Here is a 25227-nt window from a genome sequence, read left to right as displayed (position 1 = left end):
ATTTTGCAGACAATTTTGCTCTGCTGTTTTTCGGGTAAACAAGACGAGGACAAGGAATCGTGATGGAAGCATTGAACCACACGCTCTTTTTATGGATTAACGCTACAGAGGATTCACCGCAGTGGCTGATCACTCTGGCGACTTTTATCGCCAAAGATGTGATCGCCATCGTACCACTGCTGATTGTGGCGCTGTGGCTGTGGGGACCGCGCGATCAGGTACAGTCTCAACGCGAGCTGGTGCTAAAAACCGGCATGGCGCTGCTGTACGCGCTGAGCATTTCATGGTGCGTCGGCCAGCTGCTGCCGCATCCGCGTCCGTTCGCTATTGGTTTTGGCCATCAGTTACTGTCACACCGACCTGATGATTCCTATCCGAGCGATCACGGCACCACCATTTTCACCTTTGCGCTGGCATTTATCTTCTGGCATCGCCTTTGGTCAGGTGTGGTGTTGCTGGTGATAGGCAGCGCCATCGCCTGGTCACGCGTCTATCTTGGCGTGCACTGGCCGCTGGATATGCTGGGCGGATTCCTGGTTGGCTTGCTGGGTTGTCTGGCGTCGCACATGGCGTGGCAGCTGTATGGCGAACGCATGCTGGCGTTTACGCATCAGGTGTATCGCGCGCTGTTCGCCATGCCGATTAAGAAAGGGTGGATTCGTGAGTAAGCGATGGGGTCGCCATTAATGACGAGCCTGTAAAAAACGGTGCGCATCAAGCGCACCGTTTTTGTCTCAACTAAACCACTTTCCGAACCAGCCGTGGAATTTCATCATGATGAAATCCCAAATGCGACCAACAAAGCCACCTTCCGGCACAGCTTCCATCGTCACCAGCGGACGTTGCTCAATGGTTTTGCCATCCAGCTGGAAATCGATAGTGCCCACCACCTGATTCTTCTCCAGCGGCGCTTCCAGCTGCGGTGAATTTAGGGTAAAGCTGGCCTTGAGGTTTTTCATCTGCCCTTTTGGCACGGTGATCGCGGCGTCTTTTGCGACGCCAAGATTGACCTGGCTGCGATCGCCAAACCAAACGCGCTGCTGCGCAAACGGTTTATCGGCCTTAATCGGCGTCACGGTTTCATAGAAGCGGAAGCCCCACGTCAGCAACTTCTCACTTTCGCGGAAACGCGTGGCATCGGTCGCCGCACCGAGCACCACGGAAATCAGCCGCATATCGCCTTCGGTTGCCGACGCCACCAGATTGTTACCCGCGCCGGAGGTGTGACCTGTTTTAATGCCATCCACCTTGAGATTGGTGCTCCACAGCAGACGGTTGCGGTTCATCTGCTTAATCTTATTGAAAGTGAACTCTTTTTCGCTGTTGATCGCATACTCTTCCGGCACATCGCTAATCAGGCGCTGGCCGATAATCGCCATATCACGCGCGGTGCTGTACTGCCCTTCGGCGTCCAGGCCGTGTACCGTCATAAAGTGGGTGTTTTGCAGGCCAAAGGCTTTGACGTAGTTGTTCATCAACCCGATAAATGAATCCTGGCTGCCCGCGACATAATCAGCCAGCGCGATACAGGCATCGTTGCCGGATTGAATCACCACACCTTTATTCAGCTCAGAGACCGGAATGCGATCGCCGGGCTTAAGGAACATCAGCGATGAGCCGCGCAGCTTGGGATTGCCGGTTGCCCACGCATCCTGGCCGATGGTAACCATGTCATCGTTGTGAATCTTGCCCGATTTCAGCGCCTGGCCGACCACATAGCTGGTCATCATTTTGGTCAAACTGGCGGGATCGAGGCGTTGATCGGCATTGGATTCCGCCAACACTTTGCCGCTGTTGTAATCCATTAAAATCCAGGCTTTGGCGTCAATTTGCGGTGCCGCAGGTGCCTGTTCAGCCAGGGTGGCTGCGGGGATAAAGAGTAAAAGAAGTGAAGACGCAGCCAACGGCCGCCAGACAGAAGCGAAGGTGTTTTTTCTCATGAGCGTGACCAGATTGTCCTTGTTAAATCTCGGTTTTCTTGCAGGCAAGACATGTCTTGCCCCACGCTAACGGTTCAGGCCAGCGAAAAAAACCGCTCAATCGTAAAGTTTTATAGAGTTTATTAGACTAACCTTGGCACCAACCGCGCAGCGCCGCCACTTTTGCCCATCTGACTATTGAAAAATTTTGCGTGTAATTCCGATTTTTCGCAGAACGGTTAAGCCAGTCACAAATTTCCGCTAACCTGAACTCAGTCAGCCTGAGGAGAGCCGCGATGGACTTAGCCATTTTCGATTTGGACGAAACCCTGATTTGTGAAGACAGCACCAGCCTCTGGCTGCGCTGGTTGGTTTCACAGGGCTTTGCCCCCGAAGAGATCATCCAGCAGGAGAAAATCCTGATGGAGCAATATCACACCGGTACGTTATCCATTGAAGAGTATATGAACACCACGCTGGCGCCACTCGCCGGCATGGCTACGATGACCGTTGAAGGCTGGGTACGCCGCTTTATCCATCGCGACATCATGCCGCGCGTGTTCCCTGCCGCCCGCGAGCGTATTGCGTGGCACCAGCAGCGCGGCGACACGGTAATGATCATCACCGCCAGCGGCGATCATCTTGCGGTGCCCATCGCCGAACGCCTTGGTGTACACGGCGCGCTGGCGATTGGCGTGGAAGTGGTGGATGAACGCTACAGCGGACAAACCTACGGCACCATGACCTATCGCGAAGGTAAAGTGACACGCCTCAGTGACTGGAAAGCCTTACAGCAAGATCAACGCTTTGAACGCACCTGGGCTTACAGCGATTCGATGAATGATTTACCGCTGCTGGCACATGCCGATCATGCGTGGGTGGTCAATCCCAATCCGCTGCTGCTGCAGGAAGCACAACAGCGCGGATGGGAAGTGTGTAACTGGGCTCGCTAATTTAACCGCGTGGGGCGCTGGCTGTGTCTGGCAGCCCCACTTTCAGCAGCTTGCCGTTGGATTCATCGGTTAGCACGTACAGATAACCATCCGGGCCTTGCCGCACATCTCGAATACGCTCACCACGATTTTCCAGCAATCTCTGCTCCTCCACCACTTTCTCGCCGTTGACCTGCAAGCGAATCAAACTCTTCTCTTTCAGCGCACCAATAAACAGGGAATTTTTCCACTGCGGGAAACGCGCGCTGTTGTAGAACGCCATGCCGCTGATGGCCGGCGAGACTTTCCAGAAATGCAGCGGTTGCTCAGTGCCTTCCACTTCACTGCCCTTTGCTTCCGGCACTTTCTGCCCGCTGTAATCAATGCCGTGCGTCGCCAGCGGCCAGCCGTAATTTTTGCCCTTCTCGGGGATGTTGACCTCATCACCCCCGCGCGGGCCGTGTTCGCTTTCCCATATTTGCTGCGTCCACGGATTGAGCGCCAGCCCTTGCGGATTGCGCATGCCGTAGGACCAGATTTCCGCGCGCGCGCCTTGACGATCAACAAACGGATTGTCCGGCGGGATTTCACCGTCTTTGGTCAGACGCACGATTTTACCGGAGAGCTTATCCAGCTGTTGCGCGCTGCTGCTGGCGAAGTTGTCACCGAAGGCGATATAGAGAAAGCCCTGGCGATCAAATGCCAGTCGCGTGCCGATATTGGCGCCGCCCGACAGCTTCGGCGTTTGCTCCAGCACCACTTTAAAGTCACTCAGCTGACGGTTGTCATCGCTCAGGCGACCATAACCCACCACGCCACCCGCCCGACCGCTGGCATCGGCGGTGGTGTAGCTGAGCCACACGCGGCGGCTTTCGGCGAAGTCCGGTGCCAGCACCACATCCAGCAAGCCACCCTGACGATTCGCCCACACCTTCGGCACCCCGCCGATCGGTGGCGACGAGCCTTTACCCGGCTGCCAACTGCGCAGCTGGCCGGATCGTTCAGTGATTAACAGCGTTTGATTATCGGGTAGAAAAGCCACGGACCACGGATGGTCGAGCTTGTCCTGAAGCACCTGAACCTGCACATCGGCAGCGAATAACGGTAAGGACGTGCTTAAAGCGCCAAACAGTAGCGCGGCGGGCAGTAAACGCATGGCATTCTCCTTTATCGCGGTCTGCCGTAAAGCGTAGTCAGCGCGCGACAAAGGATGTGCAGGATTTACAAAACATTAAGCCCGGCACGCCGCCGGGCGAGAATTTACTGTGCGGGGAAGGTCAGCGCATCGCGGACCATCTCGTCGATGCCCGGACGCAGATCGTTAAGTGTGATTGGCGCACTGTTGTTCGGCAGATTTTTACCAAATGCCTTGCGTACCACCTTGATCAGCGGCTTGCCAGTCTGCGCATCCAGCGCTTCCATTTCGAGGAACAGCGCGCTGTTTTGCGTGCGATGTCCAGTCGCTGCCATGGTGCTGGCAACAACAGCGGCAATTGGCACCACTTCATAGAACTGCACGCCTTCATTTTCGGCAGAAACGGCGGTGATAGCGGTTTTAACTACCAGCGTGTGAGGGCCTTTTTGCGTCACCAGCGGTTTACGCTGGGAAATCGCGTGCTTGAGTTGCGTATCGGTATAGCTGCGGATCGCATCCAATGTTTGCTGATCGATACGTGCCGTGGGGTGTGCCACCGGATAATAGACCACTGGCGTATACACCACGCCTTTATAATCAGCATCATGGTAATCGGGTGAAATCCAGCGCAAGGTCGGTTTACCGCTGGGCGACTCGGTGGCCTTCAATTCACTGTAATCGCCGAGAAATCCTGAATATTGTTGTTGATTAGTCACATGAGAGGTACAGCCCGCCGCCAGTATTGCCAGCGTTAAAACAGAAGCATAAAGGGGAAATCGCATGAGAAAGCCCTTATCAGAGGTAATTGCTTCTCAAGTGTAGGAGGTCGTCAAAAACGTGGCGGGAAATATTAACGAAATGCGAGGATAACCACCTGCAATGCAGGTGGTTAGGCGGAATTACTCGAAGCAGGTCTCCGGGTTTTCCGACAGCGAAATAAAGGATTCACCGCCTTTGGTCAGGGCAATGATTCCGCCACTCTCAATATCATAAACCCATCCATGCAGGCGAATTTTGCCTTTACGCAGCGCTACCGCTACGGAAGGGTGTGTTTTGATATTGTTCAGCTGCGCAATCACGTTCTCTTTCACCATTTCGTTGAGACGCTTCTCAACGGAATCGTAGTTACGCTCTTCCACCACCGCTTTCGCCGCGTTGGCGTAGTGCAACCAGTGATCGACCGCGGGCATGGTTTCGAGATCGGCATTGGAAGCAATGGCGTTCATGGCACCGCAGTTAGAGTGACCACAAATAATAATTTCGGTCACGCCCAAAGCGACAACCGCGTACTCAATGGTTGCGGACACGCCGCCCGGCTCTGGACCAAACGGTGGCACGATATTACCGGCGTTTCGGATCACGAACAGCTGACCCGGCTCCGACTGCGTCACCAGCTCTGGCACCAGACGGCTGTCTGAGCAGGAGATAAACAGGGCTTTGGGATTTTGGTTGGATGCCAAACTTTTGAAAAGATCCTTCCTTTCAGGGAACACATTCTGTTGAAAATTCAGAAAACCTTTGACGATCTCTTGCATATGTCTGCTCTCACATTATCCACTTCTGCCCTGGCAGTGAGGATTCACTATCAGTGCGATTTGAAATTTTCAGCGAAGATAACAACTTACCTTCACCGACCCAACATTTAAGCAAAAGGCGCCAGCTTACACAACTCGGATCGCCACAGAGGGCCATTGCGCCAGCGAGTGAGCCGCACCGCCAACAGAGTTAAGCACAATCATCATGCATTAGTTACCCCATAAGGAGATTCTTACACAGCCTATACATTTTCCCCGGCAACCTCTGTACAATCGCCCCCCTATCCACACTAATTATGATGAATTTTTATCCTTATGAGCCATGTCAAAAATCCACCGCGCGTGGGGTTCGTCTCCCTCGGCTGTCCGAAAAACCTCGTCGACTCTGAACGCATCCTGACGGAGCTGCGTACTGAAGGCTATGACGTGGTGCCACGCTACGATGATGCGGAGATCGTCATCGTTAACACCTGTGGATTTATTGACAGCGCCGTACAGGAATCTCTGGAAGCGATTGGTGAAGCGCTGAATGAAAACGGCAAAGTGATCGTCACCGGTTGCCTCGGTGCCAAAGTGGATCAGATCCGCGAAGTGCATCCGAAAGTGCTGGAGATCACTGGCCCGCACAGCTACGAGCAGGTGCTGTCGCATGTGCACACTTATGTGCCAAAACCAGAACACAATCCGTTCCTGAGTTTAGTGCCAGAGCAAGGTGTTAAACTGACGCCGCGCCATTACGCCTACCTGAAAATTTCCGAAGGCTGCAACCATCGCTGCACCTTCTGCATCATTCCATCAATGCGTGGCGATCTTGATAGCCGCCCAATCGGTTCGGTGCTCGACGAAGCTAAACGTCTGGTTGAAGCGGGCGTGAAAGAGCTGCTGGTAATCTCACAAGACACCTCCGCTTACGGCGTGGATGTTAAACATCGCACCGGTTTCTGGAACGGATCGCCGGTGAAAACCAGCATGGTGAGCCTGTGCGAGCAGTTAGCCAAACTCGGCGTGTGGGTGCGTCTGCACTATGTTTATCCTTATCCGCATGTGGATGATGTGATCCCGCTGATGGCCGAAGGCAAGATTCTGCCGTACCTCGATATTCCGCTGCAGCACGCCAGCCCGCGCATCCTCAAGCTGATGAAGCGTCCCGGCGCGGTAGAGCGCACGCTGGAGCGCATTAAGCGCTGGCGTGAAATCTGTCCGGAGCTGACGCTGCGTTCAACCTTTATCGTCGGTTTCCCCGGTGAAACCGAAGAAGATTTCCAGATGCTGCTCGACTTCCTGCGGGAAGCGCGCCTCGATCGCGTTGGCTGCTTCCAGTACAGCCCGGTAGATGGCGCAACTGCTAACCAGCTGCCGGATCAGGTACCGGACGACGTGAAGCAGGATCGTTTTGATCGCTTCATGCAGCTGCAGCAGAAGATCTCCAGCGAACGTCTGCAGGAGAAAATCGGCCGCGAAGTGCTGGTGCTGATTGATGAAGTGGACGAAGAAGGCGCGGTGGGGCGCAGCATGGCTGACGCCCCGGAAATCGATGGCGCGGTTTATCTGAACGGCGATCGTCAGGTGAAAGTCGGCGACGTGGTCCGCGTTAAAGTGGAACACGCCGATGAATACGATCTGTGGGGCACGCGCGTTTAACCATACTTCTGCTGGTGCGCACGCTTGCGCGCCAGATAGTCAGTATCCGCGCGCAGTTTATCCCAGCACGCTTTGAAAACGGCCGCCGCAGCGGCCTTCTCTTTTTCTGTGGTACGCGGCAGTTCGTTGCCTGCCTCGTCATATTTACGCCCGCCCTGATGATTACTGTAGCGGCGTGCACGCGTATAACCCATCTGAATATATTTGCGCGCCATATCCATACCGACAAAATCGTCCTGCGCGCGATATGCCTCAAACAGCTGCATAATCTGCTGTGAAGATTCTTTTGCCAGCTCGACGGTGCGAAAACGCCAGTGCGGCAGAATCTCACTTTTATAGGGCTCGACCATCAGCACGCCCTGCTCGCCGCGCCCCACCTGATACAGCTCAGGCTGCTGGCGAAAATTGATGTGCTTGAAATCCTGCTCGTAGTTAAACGCTTTCATCTGTTTTTCCCGCCTCTCATCGTCCCGTGACGTAATTATTTCCTGCTGGCACTTAAGCGATTTGCTTTTATACCGATAACCTGGATATCAGCCTACTTCCTCAGAGACGCACCTATGTTTAAACGAATGAAAATTGTGACAGCCATCATGATGATATTGGTGGTTTTCACCGCGATGCAGGCGATTTCCGGCTCGCTGTTTTTATCATCACTGATTACCGGACAGCATAATTTCACCACCAGTAATCAGCTGTCACATCAGCAGCGTGAGCTGGCCGACGGTTGGCAAACGCTGGTGAAAACGCGCGTAATCATTAACCGCGTCGCCATTCGTATCCTGAAAAAACAAACGGATGAAGCGTCCGTCGCCGCCATCAACAAACTGCTGATCAGCGCGGGTGCGTCACTGGATGAAGCAAAGCAACATTATGACCTCTACCAGAGCATGCCGCGCATTGCCGGACAAAGCGCTGATTCAGCCAGTGTAGTCGACGCTAAATTTGCTGCCTTCGCAGAATTACTGAAACAGTCGGCAGCGTTCCTGAAAGCCAATGATTACGCCGCCTATGGCAACCTTGACGCCCAGCAGGCTCAGGACGATCTGGAAGTCGCGTACAAGCAATGGCGCGAGCACAACGTGCAGCTGCTGGCCGAGCGCAATGCGGAATATGATAATAACTATCAGCACATGCTGGTGTTGGTCGCCGTGATGGCGATAGTTGTGGTGCTGTTGCTGGTTGCGGTGTGGATTCTGGTGCGTCGCATCCTGCTGGCACCGATGAAGCAGGTGCAGCAGCAGATGGAGCGCTTCGCCGACGGCGATCTCTCCGTCCGTTTGCAGGTGGAAGGCCGCAGTGAAATGGCATCGATTGCCGCCAGCCTCAACCATATGCAGCAGTCGCTGCTCAGCACCATCAACAATGTGCGTGATAGTGCGGATGCGATTTTTGGTAGCGCCAGCGAGATTGCCACCGGCAATAACGATCTCTCTTCACGCACCGAGCAGCAAGCGGCATCGCTGGAAGAGACCGCCGCCAGTATGGAACAGCTGACCGCCACGGTGAAACAGAACGCCGATAACGCGCGTCAGGCCACGCAGCTGGCGAAAACCGCCTCGGAAACCGCCGACAAAGGCGGCAACGTGGTAGATGGTGTGGTGAAAACCATGCGCGATATCGCCGACAGCTCGAAGAAAATCGCCGATATCACCAGCGTGATTGATGGCATCGCCTTCCAGACCAACATCCTCGCGCTGAACGCGGCAGTTGAAGCGGCGCGCGCCGGTGAACAAGGACGCGGTTTTGCCGTGGTAGCGGGTGAAGTGCGCAATCTGGCACAGCGCAGCGCTCAGGCGGCGAAAGAGATCAAACTGCTGATTGAGAATTCCGTGCAGCGTGTCAACACCGGTTCGCAGCAGGTGAGCAGCGCCGGTGAAACCATGCAGGAAATCGTCAGCGCTGTTACCCGCGTCACCGATATCATGGGCGAGATTGCTTCAGCGTCCGATGAGCAGAGCCGCGGCATCGACCAGATTGGTCAGGCGGTCAACGAGATGGATCGCGTCACGCAGCAGAACGCCACGCTGGTGCAGGAATCGGCTAACGCCTCAGCGTCGCTGGAGCAGCAGGCCAGCAGCCTCTCTTCTGCGGTGGCCCGCTTCAAAACCGGCACGCGCCAGGCGACTGCAACGGTGGCGAAAGTGGTGAAACCGGTGATAACACCAACCCGCGCGCAGCCTGCCGCCGCGCACAGTAATGACAATTGGGAAACGTTTTAAGACCGGAGTGGTGCGGTTATTGAAGAGGTCGCCATAAATGGCGACCGGACCCACCATCAGGTCTTCAATTTGGGATCCAGCGCATCACGCAAACCATCACCCAGCAGGTTAAACGCCAGCACGGTGAGGAAAATCGCCAGGCTCGGGAAGATGGCGACATGCGGCGCAATTACCATATCGGCGCGCGCTTCATTGAGCATCGCGCCCCACTCCGGCGTGGGCGGCTGCGCGCCGAGGCCGAGAAAGGACAAACTCGCCGCCGTGATAATCGAGGTACCGATACGCATGGTGAAATAGACCACAATCGACGACACCGTGCCGGGCAGGATGTGACGCATAATTATGGTCCAGTCCGACGCGCCAATACTGCGTGCCGACTCAATATAGGTTTGATGTTTCAGCACCAGCGTATTGCCGCGCACCAAACGGGCAAACGCCGGAATGCTGAAGATCGCCACCGCGACAATCACGTTGCTCATGCCGCTGCCCATAATCGCCACCACCGCAATCGCCAGCAGAATGCCGGGGAAAGCGAACAGCACATCGCAGATACGCATGGTGATGCGATCCCACCAGCCTTCGTAATAGCCCGCCAGCAGACCTAAAACGGTGCCGATCAGAGCGCCGATCGCCACCGAGAAGAAACCGGCGATCAGCGAGATACGCGTGCCCACCAGCACACGGCTGAAGATATCGCGCCCCAACGAGTCAACGCCAAACCAGTGCATCAGCGACGGCCCTTCGTTTAGCCGGTCGTAATCGAAATAGTTTTCCGCATCAAACGGCGCAATCAGCGGCGCGATAAACGCCACCACGATCAGCAGCAGCACAAACAGTCCGGCCAGCAGCGCCACATGCTGACGGCGAAAGCGTCGCCAGAATTCGCGCCACGGCGTGCGTACCCGGTTTTCCGTGATAGTCGGCAGGGTTTTCAATGCCGCGGCTCGTCGCCAGTTCTTCAATTGCAACTCCTTACTTGTAGCGAATTGCCGGGTTGATTGCCGCGTACAGCACATCGACAATCAGGTTAATCAGGATGAACTCCAGCGAGAACAGCAGCACTTCGGCCTGAATCACCGGGTAATCGCGCATCTCGACCGAATCCACCAGCAAGCGGCCCAGGCCTGGCCAGTTGAACACCACCTCCACCACAATCGAGCCGCCGAGCAGGAAACCAAACTGCAGGCCCATCATGGTGACCACCGGGATCATCGCGTTGCGCAGGCCGTGTTTCACCACCACCAGCGATTCGCGCACCCCTTTGGCGCGCGCGGTGCGCATGTAATCTTCCTGCATCACCTCCACGAACGACGCGCGGGTGAAGCGTGCCATCACCGCCGCCACCGCTGCACCCAAGGTGATCGATGGCAAAATGTAGTGTTTCCAGCTATCCGCGCCAACGGTCGGCAACCAGCCGAGCTCGACAGAAAACACCTGCATCAGCAGCATGCCGAGCGCAAACGCCGGGAACGAGATGCCCGACACCGCCAGTGTCATGCCGATTCGATCCGGCCAGCGATTGCGCCACACCGCCGAGGTGATGCCAATCGCCATACCGAATATCACCGCCCACACCATGCTGCTGAGTGTCAGCCACAGCGTCGGGAAAAAGCGCGCGGCAATTTCGTCAATCACCGGACGTTTCGAGACCAGCGAATGGCCGAAATCGCCCTGCACCGCATTGATCATAAAGTGCCAGAACTGCTTGAGCAGCGGCTGATCGAGGCCGAGATCCTGACGCACCAGCGCCACCACCGAGGCATCCGCTTCCGGGCCGGCAATCAGGCGCGCCGGATCGCCTGGCAGCAAATGGACGAACAGGAACACCAGCACCGCCACAATCAGCAGCGTGGGAATCAGTCCCAGTAATCGTTTGAGAAAATAGTTGAGCATGCGAAGTCCTGCGCAGCATCGGCCAGCCCGCTAAGGCTGGCCGCGTCTGTTACTTCAGATCGGCCTCATCAAAATTGAATGAGGTATCGGGCATGACATAAAAACCGCTGAGGTTTTTATTGTTGGCTGACAGCAGTTGTTCCACCACCAGCGGGATCCACGGATGATCGTTCCAGATGCGATCCTGCGCGTCTTTGTACAGCTTAGCTTTCTGATCGCGATCGGTGGTTTTCAGCGCATCGGCGAGATCTTTATCCACCTGCGGATTGCTGTAGAACGCGGTGTTGAAGATTGCTGGCGGCCATGAAGTGGTGGCGAACAGCGGCGTCAGCGCCCAGTCGGCTTCACCGGTCGAGGCGGACCAGCCGGTGTAGAACATGCGCACACCGCTCTCTTTCTGCCCTTTGCTCTCTACTTCAGCGGCACGCTGACCGGCATCCATCGCCGTCACTTTCACCTTCACGCCCACCTGTGCCAGCTGCTGCTGGGTGAACTGCAGCACTTTCTGCGCGGTGCTGTGGTTGTGCGAAGACCACAACGTGGTTTCGAAACCGTTCGGGAAGCCCGCTTCTTTCAGCAGTTCGCGCGCTTTGGCCGGATCATATTTGATTGCCGGATAGCTCTGCGCAAAGTCGATGCTCGGCGGCACGATGCCGGTGGCTGGCGTGGCGTAACCGGCAAAGGCGACTTTTGCCAGTGCCTGACGGTTGATGGCGTACTCCAGCGCTTCACGCACTTTCGGATTATCAAACGGCTTTTGCGTCACGTTGAGGCTGATGTAGCGCTGCATGATTGACGGCGTGGTGACCACATCGAGCTTGCTGTTGCCTTCCAGCAGTTTGGCCTGCTCGAACGGCACCGGGAACGCAAAGCTCGCTTCGCCAGTTTGCAGCATCGCCGCGCGGGTGTTGTTATCCACCACCGGACGCCAGGTAATGCTATCCAGCTTCGGATAGCCTTTTTTCCAGTAGCCGTCCCACTTCTTCACTTTCACGAAGTCGGTCTGGTTCCAGGTATCAAAGGCAAACGGGCCGGTTCCTACCGGATGGAAGCCGATATCCTTGCCATATTTCTTCAGCGCGGTCGGCGAGATCATCACCGCCGCCGGATGCGCGAGGTTGTTGATGAAGGCCGAGAACGGCTGCTTCAGGGTGATTTTCACCGTGGTCGGATCGACCACTTCGGTGGTGGCGATATATTTGAACAGGTTATAGCGTTTGAGATGGTTATCCGGATTGCTGGCGCGATCGAGGTTCACCTTCACCGCTTCGGCATTGAAGTCAGTGCCATCCTGGAATTTCACGCCGGCGCGCAGCTTAATGGTGTAGGTCAGGCCGTCGCTGCTCGCCTGATAACTTTCCGCCAGCACGTTGGTCAGCTTCATGTCTTTATCGAAGCCGAACAAGCCCTGATAGAAGGACTTCGCCACCGCCTGCGACAGCGTATCGTTAGCGTCATACGGATCGAGCGTGGTAAAGGTCGAGGCCACCGCAATCACCGCATCTTTCGCCGCCCACGCGGGCAGCGCCAGCGCCGAACTCAACAAACCGGCAGTGATAACCCCTTTTCGCATAATATGGTGCATCGTTATCGTTCTCCTGTAATCCCTGTCATGCGCGACATCCAAAGATGTGCGGTTGTTTGCTGCTCAGGCGCCGCTAATTGCGTGCCGGGCGACAAAATGGCCCGGTGCCACTTCCAGTAAAGGCGCCACTTCTGGCTCATCGCCCAGCGGGCGAATCGGGCTGGGGATCTCATCCACCATCAGCGCCCGCTCACGATGTCGATGGGCCGGATCGGCCACCGGCACCGCGGCCATCAGTTTTTTGGTGTAGGGATGGCGCGGCTGCTCAAATACCGCCTGACGCGGCCCCATCTCCACAATTTGTCCGAGATACATCACCGCCACGCGATGGCTGATGCGTTCCACCACCGCCATATCGTGTGAGATAAATAAGAAAGCGATACCAAATTCACGCTGCAAATCGAGCATCAGGTTAATGATTTGCGCCTGAATCGACATATCCAGCGCCGACACCGATTCATCGGCGATCACCACTTTGGGATTGAGCGCCAGCGCGCGCGCAATGCAGATGCGCTGGCGCTGGCCGCCGGAAAATTCGTGCGGATAACGCTGCGCATGTTCCGGCAGCAGGCCGACACGCTCCAGCAGCCAGGCAACGCGCTTCTCCGCCTGACGACGATCCAGCGTTTTGTGCACCAGCAGCGGTTCCATGATCGAAAAACCCACGGTCAAACGCGGATCGAGCGAGGCGTAAGGATCCTGGAAGATAAACTGGATATCGCGACGCAGCGACGCCAGCGCATTGCCCTGCAGCGCATCGATGCGTTGGCCGTCAAAAGTAATGGTACCGCCCTGGCTGGCTACCAGCCGCAGCAGCGAACGCCCGGTAGTGGATTTTCCGCAGCCGGATTCCCCCACCAGCGCCAGCGTTTCACCGGCATGGAGATCGAAACTGACTTTCTCGACCGCGTGCACGCGGCGTTTAACGCGATTGAGCAAACCGCCACGAATATCAAAGCGCGTGACTAAATCGCGCACCTGCAAAATCGGCGGTCGATCGTGACGCACCGTGTCCTGCGGTGCGGCCTGTTCTTCACGTCCGTTGCTATGCAATAAGGGAAATTTAGCCGGTAGCGGCTGACCATGCATCGCCCCCAGTTTGGGCACCGCCGCCAGCAACGCGCGGGTATAGGGCTGCTGCGGGTCGGCAAACAGCTGCTGCACCGACGCGCGCTCTACCACATCGCCGCGATACATCACCTGCACGCGATCGGCCATCTCCGCCACTACGCCCATATCATGGGTGATGAAAATCACCCCCATCTGCATCTCTTTTTGCAGCACGCGGATCAACTGCAGAATTTGCGCCTGAATAGTGACGTCGAGTGCGGTGGTGGGTTCGTCGGCAATCAGCAGCGCCGGTTTGCACGACAGCGCCATGGCAATCATCACGCGCTGGCGCATGCCGCCTGAGAGTTGATGCGGATAGCGTGATAACACATTTTGCGCTTCGGGAATGCGCACCAGATCGAGCATGCGCCGCGCTTCCGCCAGCGCCTGCTGGTGACTTTTGCCCTGATGCAGACGGATGGATTCCGCAATCTGCTCGCCGACGGTGAACACCGGGTTGAGCGAGGTCATCGGCTCCTGAAAGATCATCGCCATATCGGCGCCGCGCACTTTGCGCATCTGACCGTTCGACGCGCGCATCACATCCAGCACCTCGCCATTGCGACGCCGCAGCTGGATATCTCCGCACACTTCGCCGCCGGCCTGCTGAATCAAGCACATCAGCGCCAGCGAGGTGACGGATTTACCCGAGCCGGATTCGCCCACCAGCGCCAGGGTTTCACCGCGATGCAGGTCGAGCGACAGGTTGCGTACCGCTTCGGTAATGCGCCCTTCATGCTCAAAGCGCACGTTAAGATCGCGCACCGCCAGAACCTGCTCCGGCGCAAACTGCAGCTGTTGGTCCGTCATGCCTGCTCCTTAGCTGTCGCGGTAAATCGCTACCTCAACATCGCCATTCACATAGGCGAATCCGCGATACATGCCTTCGCTGTTAAACGGCAGCGCCACATTGCCTGCGGCGTCAATGGCAATCAGCCCGCCGCTGCCTTCCAGCTCTTGCACTTTGTCATGAATGACGTTGGCGGTGGCCTGTTGCAGCGAGCGTCCGGCGTAATGCATCTGCGCCGCCACGTCGTAAGCGGCGAGCGTACGGATAAACACTTCGCCGGTACCGGTACAGGAGACCGCTACGGTGTCGTTGCTGGCGTAGCAGCCTGCGCCGACTAAAGGCGAATCGCCCACACGACCGGCCTGTTTGTTGGTCATGCCGCCGGTTGAGGTGGCGGCCGCCAGATTACCCTGAAGATCGAGCGCGACCGCACCGACGGTACCGAATTTGCGATCCGGGTCCAGCGGATCGTCGCTGTGACTGTTTGCTTCGCCGTCGTGATCCAGCACCATCTGCTGGCTGTGCAGCGCGCGCTGCAGCTGCTCCCAGCGCTCCGGCGTGGAGAAGAAATCAGCTTCGACCGGCGCTAAACCTTGCTCAGCGGCGAAGGCTTCTGCGCCCGCACCGATAAACAGCACGTGCGGGCTGTTCTCCAGCACCTTACGCGCAGCCAGAATCGGATTGCGGATGTGGCTGACGCCCGCGACCGCGCCGACGTCCAGCGTGCGACCATCCATAATGCTGGCATCGAGTTCATGCGTGCCCTGATGGGTGAACACCGCGCCCTTGCCCGCGTTAAACAGCGGACACTCTTCCAGCAGGCGTACGGCTTCGGTAACGGCATCTAACGCGCTGCCGCCCGCCGCAAGAATTTGCTGGCCTGCGGTAACGATTGCGGTGAGTTGCTGACGATAGTGCTGCTCTTTTTCGGCGCTCATTGCCGCACGCGTAATCGCGCCCGCACCGCCGTGAATTGCGATAACTGCTTTAGCCATAACCGGTACCCTGTTAAGGAATCAGAACCAAAAACACTGATTTAGAATGGTTTTCATCTTTTTTTGGCAATTTTCGACTATAGAAAGGCACCCTCATCTTGTAAAGCAGAAACTGCCTGCGCGGTCATAACCTTTTATTGTGGATTATGCTTTTTTGGTTGTGATGTGCTTAGCGGATGCGCACCTGTAAAACAGGAAAACCATTTTTACCATTCGCACATTCCGTAGCGGCGCGATTTATCGCGCAATAAATTGCGCCGCTACGGAATGTGCATTGATTGAGTAAAGTGCACTCTCGCTTAACGGCCACGCATTACCCATAATAGACCGCATCTGAAATTAACCAGGCAGAGATGGACATGGAACCTTTTACCGCAGGATTAATCTCCCTCGAAGACGCGCAGCAAAAGATGCTGCAACAACTGACGCCGATTAGCGATTCGATCAACGTCTCGCTGTTTGAGGCCGCCGGACGCATCACCGCCAGGCCGATCAACTCGCCGCTCGATGTCCCCTCGTTTGATAACTCGGCGATGGATGGTTACGCGCTGCGTCTGGCCGACATCGCACCCGATCGCGTGTTCCCGGTGGCCGGTAAAGCCTTCGCCGGTGCGCCGTTTAACGGTGCGTGGCCCGCGGGCAGCGTGATCCGCATCATGACCGGCGCGCCGATTCCCGCCGGTTGTGACGCCGTGGTGATGCAGGAGCAAACGGAGCAGCGCGACGGCGGCATTGTCATTACCGCGCCGGTGCAGACTGCGCAAAATATTCGTCGCATCGGTGAAGACATTCAGGCGGGCAAACAGGTGCTGGACGCCGGAGTGCGCCTTGGTGCGGCCGAACTGCCGCTGCTGGCGTCGCTGGGGATTGCTGAAGTCAGCGTGCTGCGCAAACTGCGCGTGGCAATCTTCTCCACCGGCGATGAACTGCAGGCGGTCGGCCAGCCGCTGGCGGAAGGTCAGATTTACGATACCAACCGCTTTACCGTGGCGTTAATGCTTAACAAGCTGGGCTGCGAAGTGATCGATCTCGGCGTGATTGCCGACGATCATGCGGCGCTGCGTACCGCCTTTACCGAAGCCGATCGCCAGGCCGATGTGGTGATCAGCACCGGCGGCGTGTCGGTTGGCGAAGCCGATTTCACCCGTGCGATACTGGAAGAGCTCGGCGCTATCACCTTCTGGAAACTGGCGATCAAACCGGGCAAACCCTTTGCTTTTGGTCGCCTGGCCAACAGCTGGTTCTGCGGCTTACCGGGCAATCCGGTTTCTGCGGCGGTAACCTTCTATCAATTGGTCCAGCCGCTGCTGGCCACCTTAACCGGCCAAACCACGCGCATCATGCCGCTACGCCAACGTGCGCGCGCCACCCAGCGTTTGAAGAAATCGCCGGGTCGTCTCGACTTCCAACGTGCGATTCTCAGCCGCGGTGACGATGGCGTGCTGGAAGTGCGCAGCACCGGTGCGCAAGGTTCGCATGTGTTCAGCTCGTTCGCGCTGGCCAACTGCTTTGTGGTGCTGGAGCGCGAGCGCGGCGATGTGGAACCGGGCGAATGGGTGGAGATCGAAGCCTTTAATAGCCTGCTGGAGGGCTAATGAGCGTTGAGTTGAGCGACGAAGAGATGCTGCGCTATAACCGTCAGATTGTCCTGCGCGGTTTTGATTTTGATGGCCAGGAGAAGCTAAAGGCGGCACAGGTGTTGGTGATCGGCCTCGGCGGACTCGGCTGTGCGGCGGCGCCCTATCTGGCCTCGGCGGGTGTGGGACATCTCACGTTGCTCGATTTCGATAGCGTTAGCCTCAGTAATCTCCAGCGCCAGATTCTGCACAGTGATGCGAAAATTGGCGTAGCGAAAGTCGCCTCGGCGCAGCAGCAGTTGGCGGCAATTAATCCGCATTGCCAGCTGGAGCCGATTAATGCGCAGCTGGATGACGTGCAGCTCAGCACGTTAATTGCGCGCCATGATGCCGTGGTGGATTGCACCGATAACGTCGATACCCGCGAGCAGATCAACCGCCTCTGTTTTCAGCACAAGGTGCCGCTGATTTCCGGCGCAGCAATTCGCATGGAAGGCCAGCTTAGCGTGTTTACCTGGCAGCCCGGCGAGCCGTGTTATCGCTGCATCAGCCGCTTGTTTGGCGATCAGGTATTAAGTTGCGTGGAAGCCGGCGTGATGGCGCCGTTGGTGGGTGTGGTCGGTGCAATGCAGGCGATGGAAACCTTAAAAGTGCTGACGGCGTTCGGTCAACCTGCTAGCGCACGCTTATTGATGTACGACGCGATGAGCGCGGAGTTCCGCAGCATGAAAGTGGCGCAGGATGCGCATTGTGAAGTGTGTGGTGAACAAGGTCGCCATGAATGACGACCTAACGCGAGATATAACGCTGGCAGTTGACGTGCATTAAGGCGTGTGTGCCGGGCCCGGAGTAAAGCCTCCGCCGCCGGGATACGGCGGCCGAGGTTACAGGGAAATATTTACACCGTCGTTACGCAGCGACCCGGCATTTTCGCCTGATCGGCGCCGAAACCTCACAAGCCTTAAACAATGCCCTGACTGCGCAGGTAATCTTCGTAATTACCCGTGAAGTCGATAATACGATCGGCTTTCATCTCCATCACGCGGGTAGCCAGCGAGCTAACAAACTCACGGTCGTGCGAGACGAAAATCAGGGTGCCTTCGTACATCTCCAGCGCCATGTTGAGCGACTCGATCGATTCCATATCCAGGTGGTTAGTCGGTTCATCCATGATCAGGATGTTTGGCTTTTGCATCATCAGCTTGCCAAACAGCATGCGGCCCTTCTCACCACCGGACAGCACCTTAGCGGGCTTGTTGATCTCGTCGTGACCAAACAGCAGACGACCAAGAATACTGCGCACCGCCTGCTCGTCATCGCCTTCCTGCTTCCACTGGCTCATCCAGTCGAATACCGTCAGATCGTCAGCGAAGTCTTCCGCGTGATCCTGGCCGTAATAACCAATGCGCGCATTCTCAGACCATTTCACTGTGCCGCTATCCGGCGTATGTTCACCGACCAGCGTTTTCAGCAGCGTAGTTTTACCGATACCATTGGCACCGAGAATCGCCAATTTCTCGCCGACTTCTAACATCAGGTTGAGTTTATTAAACAGCGGACCGTTATCAAAACCTTTGGTCAGCGCTTCAACTTCCAGCGCATTACGGAACAGCTTCTTATCCTGATCAAAACGGATAAACGGGTTTTGACGGCTGGAGGCTTTAACTTCTTCCAGCTTAATTTTATCAATCTGTTTAGCACGCGAAGTCGCCTGACGCGATTTAGAGGCGTTGGCGCTAAAACGGCTAACAAACGATTGCAGATCGGCAATTTGCGCTTTCTTCTTGGCGTTATCCGATAATAAACGTTCGCGTGACTGGGTAGCCGCGGTCATATATTCGTCATAATTACCCGGATAAACGCGCAGTTCGCCGTAATCCAGATCCGCCATATGCGTACACACCATATTCAGGAAGTGACGGTCATGCGAAATGATGATCATGGTGCTGTTACGTTCGTTGAGCACTTGCTCCAACCAACGAATGGTATCGATATCCAGGTTGTTGGTCGGTTCATCGAGCAACAAAATATCAGGATTGGCAAATAATGCCTGCGCTAAAAGGACACGCAATTTCCAGCCCGGCGCAATTTCGCTCATCGGACCGTAATGCTGCTCCACAGGAATGCCAACGCCCAGTAATAATTCACCGGCACGTGATTCTGAACTGTAACCGTCCATCTCGCCGTATTCGACTTCAAGGTCGGCCACTTTATAGCCTTCCTCTTCGCTCATTTCTGGCAATGCATATATACGGTCACGCTCTTGCTTCACTGCCCACAATTCATTGTGGCCCATGATCACGGTGTCCAGCACACTATATTGCTCGAAGGCAAATTGGTCCTGACGTAACTTACCGATACGCTCATTTGGGTCGAGGGAAACATTTCCACCCGTTGGCGCCAAATCGCCGCCCAGTATTTTCATAAAGGTAGATTTACCGCTGCCGTTCGCACCGATTAAACCGTAACGATTACCGCCGCCAAATTTAACGGAGATATTTTCGAACAGCGGCTTACTGCCGAACTGCATGGTGATATTGCTGGAAACTAACACGGCATTGACCTTTGTTACGCAGTGGAGGAAAAAACAGCGGGCATTATGCCAGAAGCGGGCACCCGGACGCCACCTCTGCGCCAGAGGCAGACGTTACGTTGGGCTAAAGGTGTTGTTGCTCATAAAGAAATAAAAACAACAAAAAAGCCGGGGGCATTTGCCCCCGGCTCCCACTTACAAGGATTGTGCGGATTATTTGATCAGGAAAGTGTCGAGGCTTTTACCTGAATCCAGCGCTTTTTTAATCGCTGCTGGTGTACGGCCCTGACCGGTCCATGATTTTACTTCACCGTTTTCGTCGGTGTAGGAATATTTTGCCGGGCGTGGTGCACGCTTAGCGCGTTTTTTACCAACTTCCAGAGCGCCCAGTAATTCGTTCGGGTCAATACCATCAGCCAGCAGCATTTCGCGATATTTAGACAGCTTCTCTTCTTTTTCGCGGTTCTGCGCTTCTTCAGCGTTTACTTCGTCACGACGTTCAGTCACGACAACCGTTAATTTTTCCAGAATTTCTTCCAGATCGCTCAATGGCAGTTCACGAGCCTGCGCACGTAATGTGCGAATGTTGTTCAGAACTTTAAATGCGTCACTCATCACAATGTCCTTGCTTAAGGGGGTTAAATAAACTGTAGTGGCAAGATTACCTAATTCAAATAAAAAAATAAATTAATTTTATTGCCCGGATTAATCTGAAGTTGCTTACATATTTCTTACGTTAGGGTTTAAAACGCGGATAACCGCTTTAATTAACCCTGAATTAACAACCGTAATGTGTTCCATATGTAGCAACTGGAATCGATTTCAAAGCAATATTCCCAGGTAATAAACAATCATTTAGCGGCTATTACGCGCTGCAGCATTAGTGAGCATAATGGTAAGCAAGGATTAATGGTGTAACGTAAAACCCGTTTTCATCACGGATTATTATATTGCCCGGGATGAGAGAAGAATCTCATTTTTTCATATCGTGCCGATAAAAAAAGCCGGTGTTTAACCGGCTGCTAAGGGAAATTAATGCACTTCCGTTGCGGGACCAAACACAGAATAGTCTGGCAAATTGACGTTTTGATAAGGTTCCCAGCCACCGCCCAGCGCTTTATATAACGCCACTAAATCAAGTGCACTTTGCATCCGCGCCTGCGTCGATTGCGCTTTAGCTTGCGCCAGTTGTCGCTGCGCATCTAATACATCGAGGAAGGTGGAAATACCCTGACGATAACTGTCGCTGGCCAAATCAAATGCACGTTGCAGTGCGCCGGTGGTTTCATCCAGCGCTATAACCTGCTGCTGATCGGCGCGATAACTGACCAACGCGTTCTCCACATCCTGCAGCGCAGTTAATACCGTTTGCCGATAATCAAGCGCCGCGCTGGCTTGCTGCGCGCGCGCCAGTTTTACGCTGGAGACTAAACGGCCGCCCTGAAAAATTGGAATCGACAGCGACGGACCAACGCTAAAGAAGTGGCTGCTCCAGTCATCCAGATAGCTGGCATCGGTATTTCGCACACCCAGTTGCCCGGTGAGCGACAAGCTGGGGAACAGCTCGGCAACGGATACGCCAATATTCGCGGTCTGCGCATGCAGCGTGGCTTCAGCCTGACGAATATCTGGACGTCGCCGCGCCAGCGTCGACGGAATGCCCACCGGCACCAATTTCGGCAAATCAGGCAGCGGTTTTTTGTTCATCAGTTCGTTATCCAGCGCGCCCGGTGTTTTACCCAGTAGCACCGCCAAACCGTTCATTGCCTGCAACTGCTGCGCCTGATATTGCGGCAGCTGCGCATTCAGCGAGGCTAATTGCGCGCGGGCATTTTCCACATCCGTGGTCGGCGCTAAGCCGTTTTGCTGCTGGCTCTTTGTCAGTTCCCAGGTTTGCTGCGCGACCTCAATTTGCTGCTGCAAGGTCGCCAGCACCGCCTGCGAACCGCGCAATTGCAGATAGGCGCGCGCCACTTCGGCTTCCAGCGAGACCAGCGCATCGTTGCGTTGTTCTATGGCCGCCTGCTGCTGCGCATCCGCAGCTTCCATCTGGCGGCGTACTTTGCCCCACAGATCCAGCTCCCAGCTGGCGTCGAAGCTGCCCTGATACAGGGTGACGGAATGGTCTAAACCGTTGAGCTGGCTGGCGACATCGCTATCAACCTGGTCATAAACGCCGTTGGATTTCAGCAAGCCTTTTAAACCGAGCTGCTGACGGGTCACTTTTGCCGAGCCGTTAAGCGACGGGAATAACCCACCGCGCGCCTGCGCCAGCTGCTCACGCGCCCCGGCAATACGCAGCACCGATTGTTGCAGCGTTAAGTTGCCGGCAATAGCGCGCTCAATTAGGCTATCAAGCTGCGGATCGTTAAAGCTTTTCCACCACAGCGGATTGGTTGCTGCCGCCAGCGGCTTAGACGCTTGCTGTGAAGGCAAATCATGGTAACCGCCCGGCGTGTGCGCCTGCGGCGGCTGATAATCAGGTCCTACGGCGCATCCGGCCAGCAACAGTGACAGCGCCAGCAACGTCAGTGACGGCGTAGAGCGCGAAAACTTACTCATTTTAATGTGCTCCTGCACTGCCTTCGCTCTTGATCGGCGAAAGCAACCAACAAAATGGAATCAATAGCAACGCCACGATACTCAGGCCCGTAAATACGTCGATGTACGCCAGAATACGGGCCTGCGCGATCATCTCCTGGTAGAGCTGCCCGCTCGCCAGCACCAGCGGATCGCCCACTGCGGTGGTGAAATTACGGATCGAATCAGCCCAATGCTGCAGCGTGAGATTGTAAGGCTCATTGAGCGGCGACATGTTGTGCACCATGTTGGCCGATCGCGTCTGCATGCGTTCGGTAATGCCCGCCGTCGACAGCGAAATTCCGATCGAACCCGCGACGTTACGGAACATGGTGAACAGCGCCGACGCATCGGCGTTTAATCGCTGCGGCACGGTGATGAACGCAATGGTGGTCAGCGGCACAAACAGGAAGCCAAGGCCAATCGACTGCGCGCTGCGCATTAACACCAGCGTGGTGAAATCAACGTTGGGCGTAAGCCGGGTGGAATAGAAGAAGGCGCTGGCAAGGCAGGTGAAGCCGAATGCGATAATGTAGCGCGTTTGCACAATCGGCATCAGCTTCAGCACGATGGGTATCGTCAGCACAATCAATATTGCGCCGGGCGACAGCACCAGCCCCGACCAGGTTGCGGTGTAACCGAGATCCTGCTGCGCCAGTTGGGGAAGTACCACCGAACTGCCGTACAAAATCATCGCCATGCCCGCCATCAGCAAGCCCGCCACCCAGAAGTTACGATCCTTCATTACGCTAAGATCGACCACCGGTTTGCGTGCATACAGCAGCCAATAAATGGCGCCGATAATGCCGATCACCGCCAGCATGGCGAACAGGCGAATGAAGTGCGAGGCAAACCAATCTTCATCTTCGCCACGATCGAGGAACACCTGCAAACAGCCAAGTCCCAGCGTGATCAGGCTGATGCCAATGTAGTCGATCTTCAGGCGGCCTTTATCCCACTTGCGCTCCCACGGCGGATCTTCCAGCAGCTGGTAAATTGCCATTACCGTCAAAATACCGACTGGAATATTAATGAAGAACACCCAGCGCCAGCTGTAGTTGTCGGTGATCCAGCCGCCCAGCGTCGGACCAATCACCGGCGCGACGATAATCGCAATCGACGATAGACCAAAGGCTTTGCCGCGATCTTCCGCTTTGAAGTAATCGAGCAGCACCGATTGCTGTACCGGCTGCAATCCGCCGCCAAAAAAGCCCTGCAGGATGCGGAACAGAATGATCTGCCACAGCTCCGTCGCGATGCCGCACAGGAAGGAGCAGATGGTGAACATCACGATGCAAATCAGGAAGAACTGCTTGCGGCCAAACAGGCGGCTGAAGAACGCCGAAATGGGCAACACGATGCCGTTCGCCACCAGATAAGAGGTTAAAACCCAGGTCGATTCGTCGTAGCTGGAGGAGAGCGAACCGGCAATGTGTGGCAGCGCGACGTTCACGATGGTGGTGTCGAGGATCTCCATAAACACCGCCAGCGTCACCGTAATGGCGACCAGCCACGGATTGCTGGCCGGACGCCAGCTTTCGCTCGCACTCATTCCACTGTGACCTTCGGCTCAACCGACAAGCCCAGCGGCAGCGGATGATTGGGATCCAATCCTTTATCGATAACGATTTTCACCGGCACGCGCTGCACGATTTTCACGTAGTTGCCGGTGGCGTTTTCCGCCGGGAAGGTGGAGAAGCGGGAACCGGATCCCATCTGCACGCTATCCACATGCCCTTCCAGCTTCATATCCGGCCAGGCATCGACACTGATTTCCACTTTATTACCCGGCTTCATGCGCGCCAGCTGTGACTCTTTGAAATTGGCATTAATCCAGATTTCAGGCGAAACCAGCGAGAACAGCGCGCTGCCAGCCTGCACCAGCGTGCCGAGTTGCACGTTACGCTTGGTGACAAAGCCATCGTAAGGTGCGCGAACCTGGGTATAAGAGAGATTCAATTCGGCGGTGTTGAGCTGTGCCTGCGCCTGCTCAACCTGCTGCTCACGCGCTTCCACATTGGTTTCCTGCTGGCGGATTTGCAGCTTCACCTGAGAAGCCACTTCAACCTGCGCCTTAGCGCTTTGCAGTTGCGCTTCAGCCGAACGCAATTGCGCAGCGGCAGTATCAATATTGCGCTGTGAAGTGGCACGCGGATCAACACCGCGCTGGCGACGATAATCTGCTTGGGCATTGAGCAAATTGGCCTGCGCTTTGGCCTGATCGGCGAGAGCTTGATCGCGCTGTGCCGGATACTGCACGCGGGACAAGGCTAACTGCGCCTGCGCCTGATGCAGCTGCGCCTGGGCCAGACCAAGCTGGGCTTTAGCCTGATCGCGCTGCGCTTCACTGTCGCGCGCATCGATCTCCACCAGCAAATCGCCCTGCTTCACGCGCTGGTTATCGCGCACCAGCAGCTTGACCACATATCCGGCCGCTTTCGGCGCGATGGTCACCGCATTGCCTTCGGTAAAGGCATCATCTGTGCTTTCGATATTGCGCGTGGTGAGCCAAAACCATAATCCCACCACGATCATAATCACCACCACAATGGCGAGAAAAATCAGAGGTTTCTTTCCGGGACGTTTACGTTCTGGTTCGTTGTTATCTTGATGGGTATTGGCGGTTTTTTGCGGATCCTGCTGATCGCGTTCAGACGGTTGATTCTGGTTTTCCATAATTTTTCATCGTAGGCAGTTGTCCCGATTCCCGGGCAAAAACGGTCAACATAACCTTAGATGGGAAATTGACAAATGCCAATGCAACTTTACACAAGCCGACA

The 25227-nt window shown here is 55.7% G+C and carries 21 protein-coding genes; 6 read left to right on the top strand and 15 right to left on the bottom strand.

Features of this window, described 5'->3' with window-relative positions:
• The first annotated feature begins 62 nt into the window (after positions 1-62).
• Positions 63-668 (top strand): undecaprenyl-diphosphate phosphatase, encoded by a 606-nt coding sequence (gene ybjG / locus K5Y33_RS02440; protein WP_101760992.1) that lies wholly within the window; start codon positions 63-65, stop codon positions 666-668.
• Between the two features lie 66 nt (positions 669-734).
• Here the strand turns inward: ybjG and K5Y33_RS02435 are convergent, their stop codons facing one another.
• On the bottom strand, positions 735-1940 hold the full coding sequence (locus K5Y33_RS02435; RefSeq protein WP_101760993.1) for a serine hydrolase: 1206 nt from the start codon (positions 1938-1940) through the stop codon (positions 735-737).
• Positions 1941-2215: 275 nt separating this feature from the next.
• Between K5Y33_RS02435 and K5Y33_RS02430 the strand changes: the two genes are divergently transcribed.
• Entirely contained in the window at positions 2216-2872 is a 657-nt protein-coding gene (locus K5Y33_RS02430) for an HAD family phosphatase (protein ID WP_101760994.1), read from the top strand.
• A 1-nt stretch (position 2873) separates the two neighbouring features.
• Here the strand turns inward: K5Y33_RS02430 and K5Y33_RS02425 are convergent, their stop codons facing one another.
• The 3 genes from K5Y33_RS02425 to K5Y33_RS02415 form a co-directional block, all read right to left on the bottom strand.
• Positions 2874-4007 (bottom strand): PQQ-dependent sugar dehydrogenase, encoded by a 1134-nt coding sequence (locus K5Y33_RS02425; RefSeq protein ID WP_192236548.1) that lies wholly within the window; start codon positions 4005-4007, stop codon positions 2874-2876.
• Between the two features lie 104 nt (positions 4008-4111).
• Positions 4112-4768, bottom strand: coding sequence for a DUF3313 domain-containing protein (locus K5Y33_RS02420; RefSeq protein ID WP_222233194.1), 657 nt, complete (start codon positions 4766-4768; stop codon positions 4112-4114).
• Positions 4769-4885: 117 nt separating this feature from the next.
• Positions 4886-5521, bottom strand: coding sequence for a carbonic anhydrase (locus K5Y33_RS02415; RefSeq protein ID WP_101760997.1), 636 nt, complete (start codon positions 5519-5521; stop codon positions 4886-4888).
• 315 nt (positions 5522-5836) lie between these two features.
• Between K5Y33_RS02415 and rimO the strand changes: the two genes are divergently transcribed.
• Positions 5837-7162, top strand: coding sequence for a 30S ribosomal protein S12 methylthiotransferase RimO (rimO, locus tag K5Y33_RS02410; protein ID WP_110865820.1), 1326 nt, complete (start codon positions 5837-5839; stop codon positions 7160-7162).
• On the opposite strand, the gene K5Y33_RS02405 is transcribed toward rimO, so the two are convergent.
• The gene (locus K5Y33_RS02405) at positions 7159-7608 is read right to left on the bottom strand and encodes a DUF4385 domain-containing protein (RefSeq protein ID WP_101760999.1); all 450 of its coding nucleotides are present in this window, start codon (positions 7606-7608) and stop codon (positions 7159-7161) included. The two genes, rimO and K5Y33_RS02405, sit on opposite strands and share 4 nt — an antisense overlap.
• A 114-nt stretch (positions 7609-7722) precedes the next feature.
• On the opposite strand from K5Y33_RS02405, the gene K5Y33_RS02400 reads away from it, so the two are divergent.
• Positions 7723-9384 (top strand): methyl-accepting chemotaxis protein, encoded by a 1662-nt coding sequence (locus K5Y33_RS02400; protein ID WP_222233193.1) that lies wholly within the window; start codon positions 7723-7725, stop codon positions 9382-9384.
• A 56-nt stretch (positions 9385-9440) separates the two neighbouring features.
• Here K5Y33_RS02400 and gsiD read toward each other — a convergent pair whose 3' ends face one another.
• The 5 genes from gsiD to K5Y33_RS02375 form a co-directional block, all read right to left on the bottom strand.
• Complete coding sequence (gene gsiD / locus K5Y33_RS02395) at positions 9441-10346, bottom strand: glutathione ABC transporter permease GsiD (protein ID WP_101761001.1); 906 nt, start codon at positions 10344-10346, stop codon at positions 9441-9443.
• Between the two features lie 10 nt (positions 10347-10356).
• Positions 10357-11277, bottom strand: a complete 921-nt coding sequence (gene gsiC, locus K5Y33_RS02390; RefSeq protein ID WP_217547126.1) for a glutathione ABC transporter permease GsiC — start codon at positions 11275-11277, stop codon at positions 10357-10359.
• Positions 11278-11326: 49 nt separating this feature from the next.
• Positions 11327-12862 (bottom strand): glutathione ABC transporter substrate-binding protein GsiB, encoded by a 1536-nt coding sequence (gsiB, locus tag K5Y33_RS02385; RefSeq protein WP_110865816.1) that lies wholly within the window; start codon positions 12860-12862, stop codon positions 11327-11329.
• Positions 12863-12925: 63 nt separating this feature from the next.
• Positions 12926-14782, bottom strand: coding sequence for a glutathione ABC transporter ATP-binding protein GsiA (gene gsiA / locus K5Y33_RS02380; protein ID WP_222233192.1), 1857 nt, complete (start codon positions 14780-14782; stop codon positions 12926-12928).
• A 9-nt stretch (positions 14783-14791) separates the two neighbouring features.
• Positions 14792-15757, bottom strand: coding sequence for an isoaspartyl peptidase/L-asparaginase family protein (locus tag K5Y33_RS02375; protein ID WP_222233191.1), 966 nt, complete (start codon positions 15755-15757; stop codon positions 14792-14794).
• 359 nt (positions 15758-16116) lie between these two features.
• Between K5Y33_RS02375 and moeA the strand changes: the two genes are divergently transcribed.
• Positions 16117-17352 carry a molybdopterin molybdotransferase MoeA gene (gene moeA, locus K5Y33_RS02370; RefSeq protein ID WP_304624136.1) on the top strand — a complete coding sequence of 412 codons (1236 nt, stop codon included), beginning with the start codon at positions 16117-16119 and terminating at the stop codon, positions 17350-17352.
• Positions 17352-18119: a molybdopterin-synthase adenylyltransferase MoeB gene (gene moeB / locus K5Y33_RS02365; protein WP_222233189.1), complete on the top strand. Its 768-nt coding sequence runs from the start codon at positions 17352-17354 to the stop codon at positions 18117-18119. Before moeA ends, moeB begins: the two co-directional genes overlap by 1 nt.
• A gap of 176 nt (positions 18120-18295) precedes the next feature.
• Here the strand turns inward: moeB and K5Y33_RS02360 are convergent, their stop codons facing one another.
• From K5Y33_RS02360 to K5Y33_RS02340, 5 genes are all read right to left on the bottom strand, one after another.
• Positions 18296-19888, bottom strand: coding sequence for an ABC-F family ATPase (locus K5Y33_RS02360; RefSeq protein WP_064741202.1), 1593 nt, complete (start codon positions 19886-19888; stop codon positions 18296-18298).
• Between the two features lie 192 nt (positions 19889-20080).
• Positions 20081-20482, bottom strand: coding sequence for an H-NS family nucleoid-associated regulatory protein (locus K5Y33_RS02355; protein WP_101761007.1), 402 nt, complete (start codon positions 20480-20482; stop codon positions 20081-20083).
• A gap of 417 nt (positions 20483-20899) precedes the next feature.
• Complete coding sequence (locus K5Y33_RS02350; RefSeq protein ID WP_101761008.1) at positions 20900-22429, bottom strand: efflux transporter outer membrane subunit; 1530 nt, start codon at positions 22427-22429, stop codon at positions 20900-20902.
• Between the two features lies 1 nt (position 22430).
• On the bottom strand, positions 22431-23999 hold the full coding sequence (locus K5Y33_RS02345) for a DHA2 family efflux MFS transporter permease subunit (RefSeq protein WP_101761009.1): 1569 nt from the start codon (positions 23997-23999) through the stop codon (positions 22431-22433).
• Positions 23996-25123, bottom strand: coding sequence for an HlyD family secretion protein (locus tag K5Y33_RS02340; RefSeq protein WP_176970930.1), 1128 nt, complete (start codon positions 25121-25123; stop codon positions 23996-23998). Before K5Y33_RS02340 ends, K5Y33_RS02345 begins: the two co-directional genes overlap by 4 nt.
• Positions 25124-25227: the final 104 nt, after the last annotated feature.

The organism is Pantoea sp. DY-17, from assembly GCF_019795975.1.
Lineage (GTDB): Bacteria > Pseudomonadota > Gammaproteobacteria > Enterobacterales > Enterobacteriaceae > Pantoea > Pantoea leporis.
The sequence above is the reverse complement of the archived record's forward strand: the minus strand, read 5'-3'. Positions and strand labels throughout refer to the sequence as shown.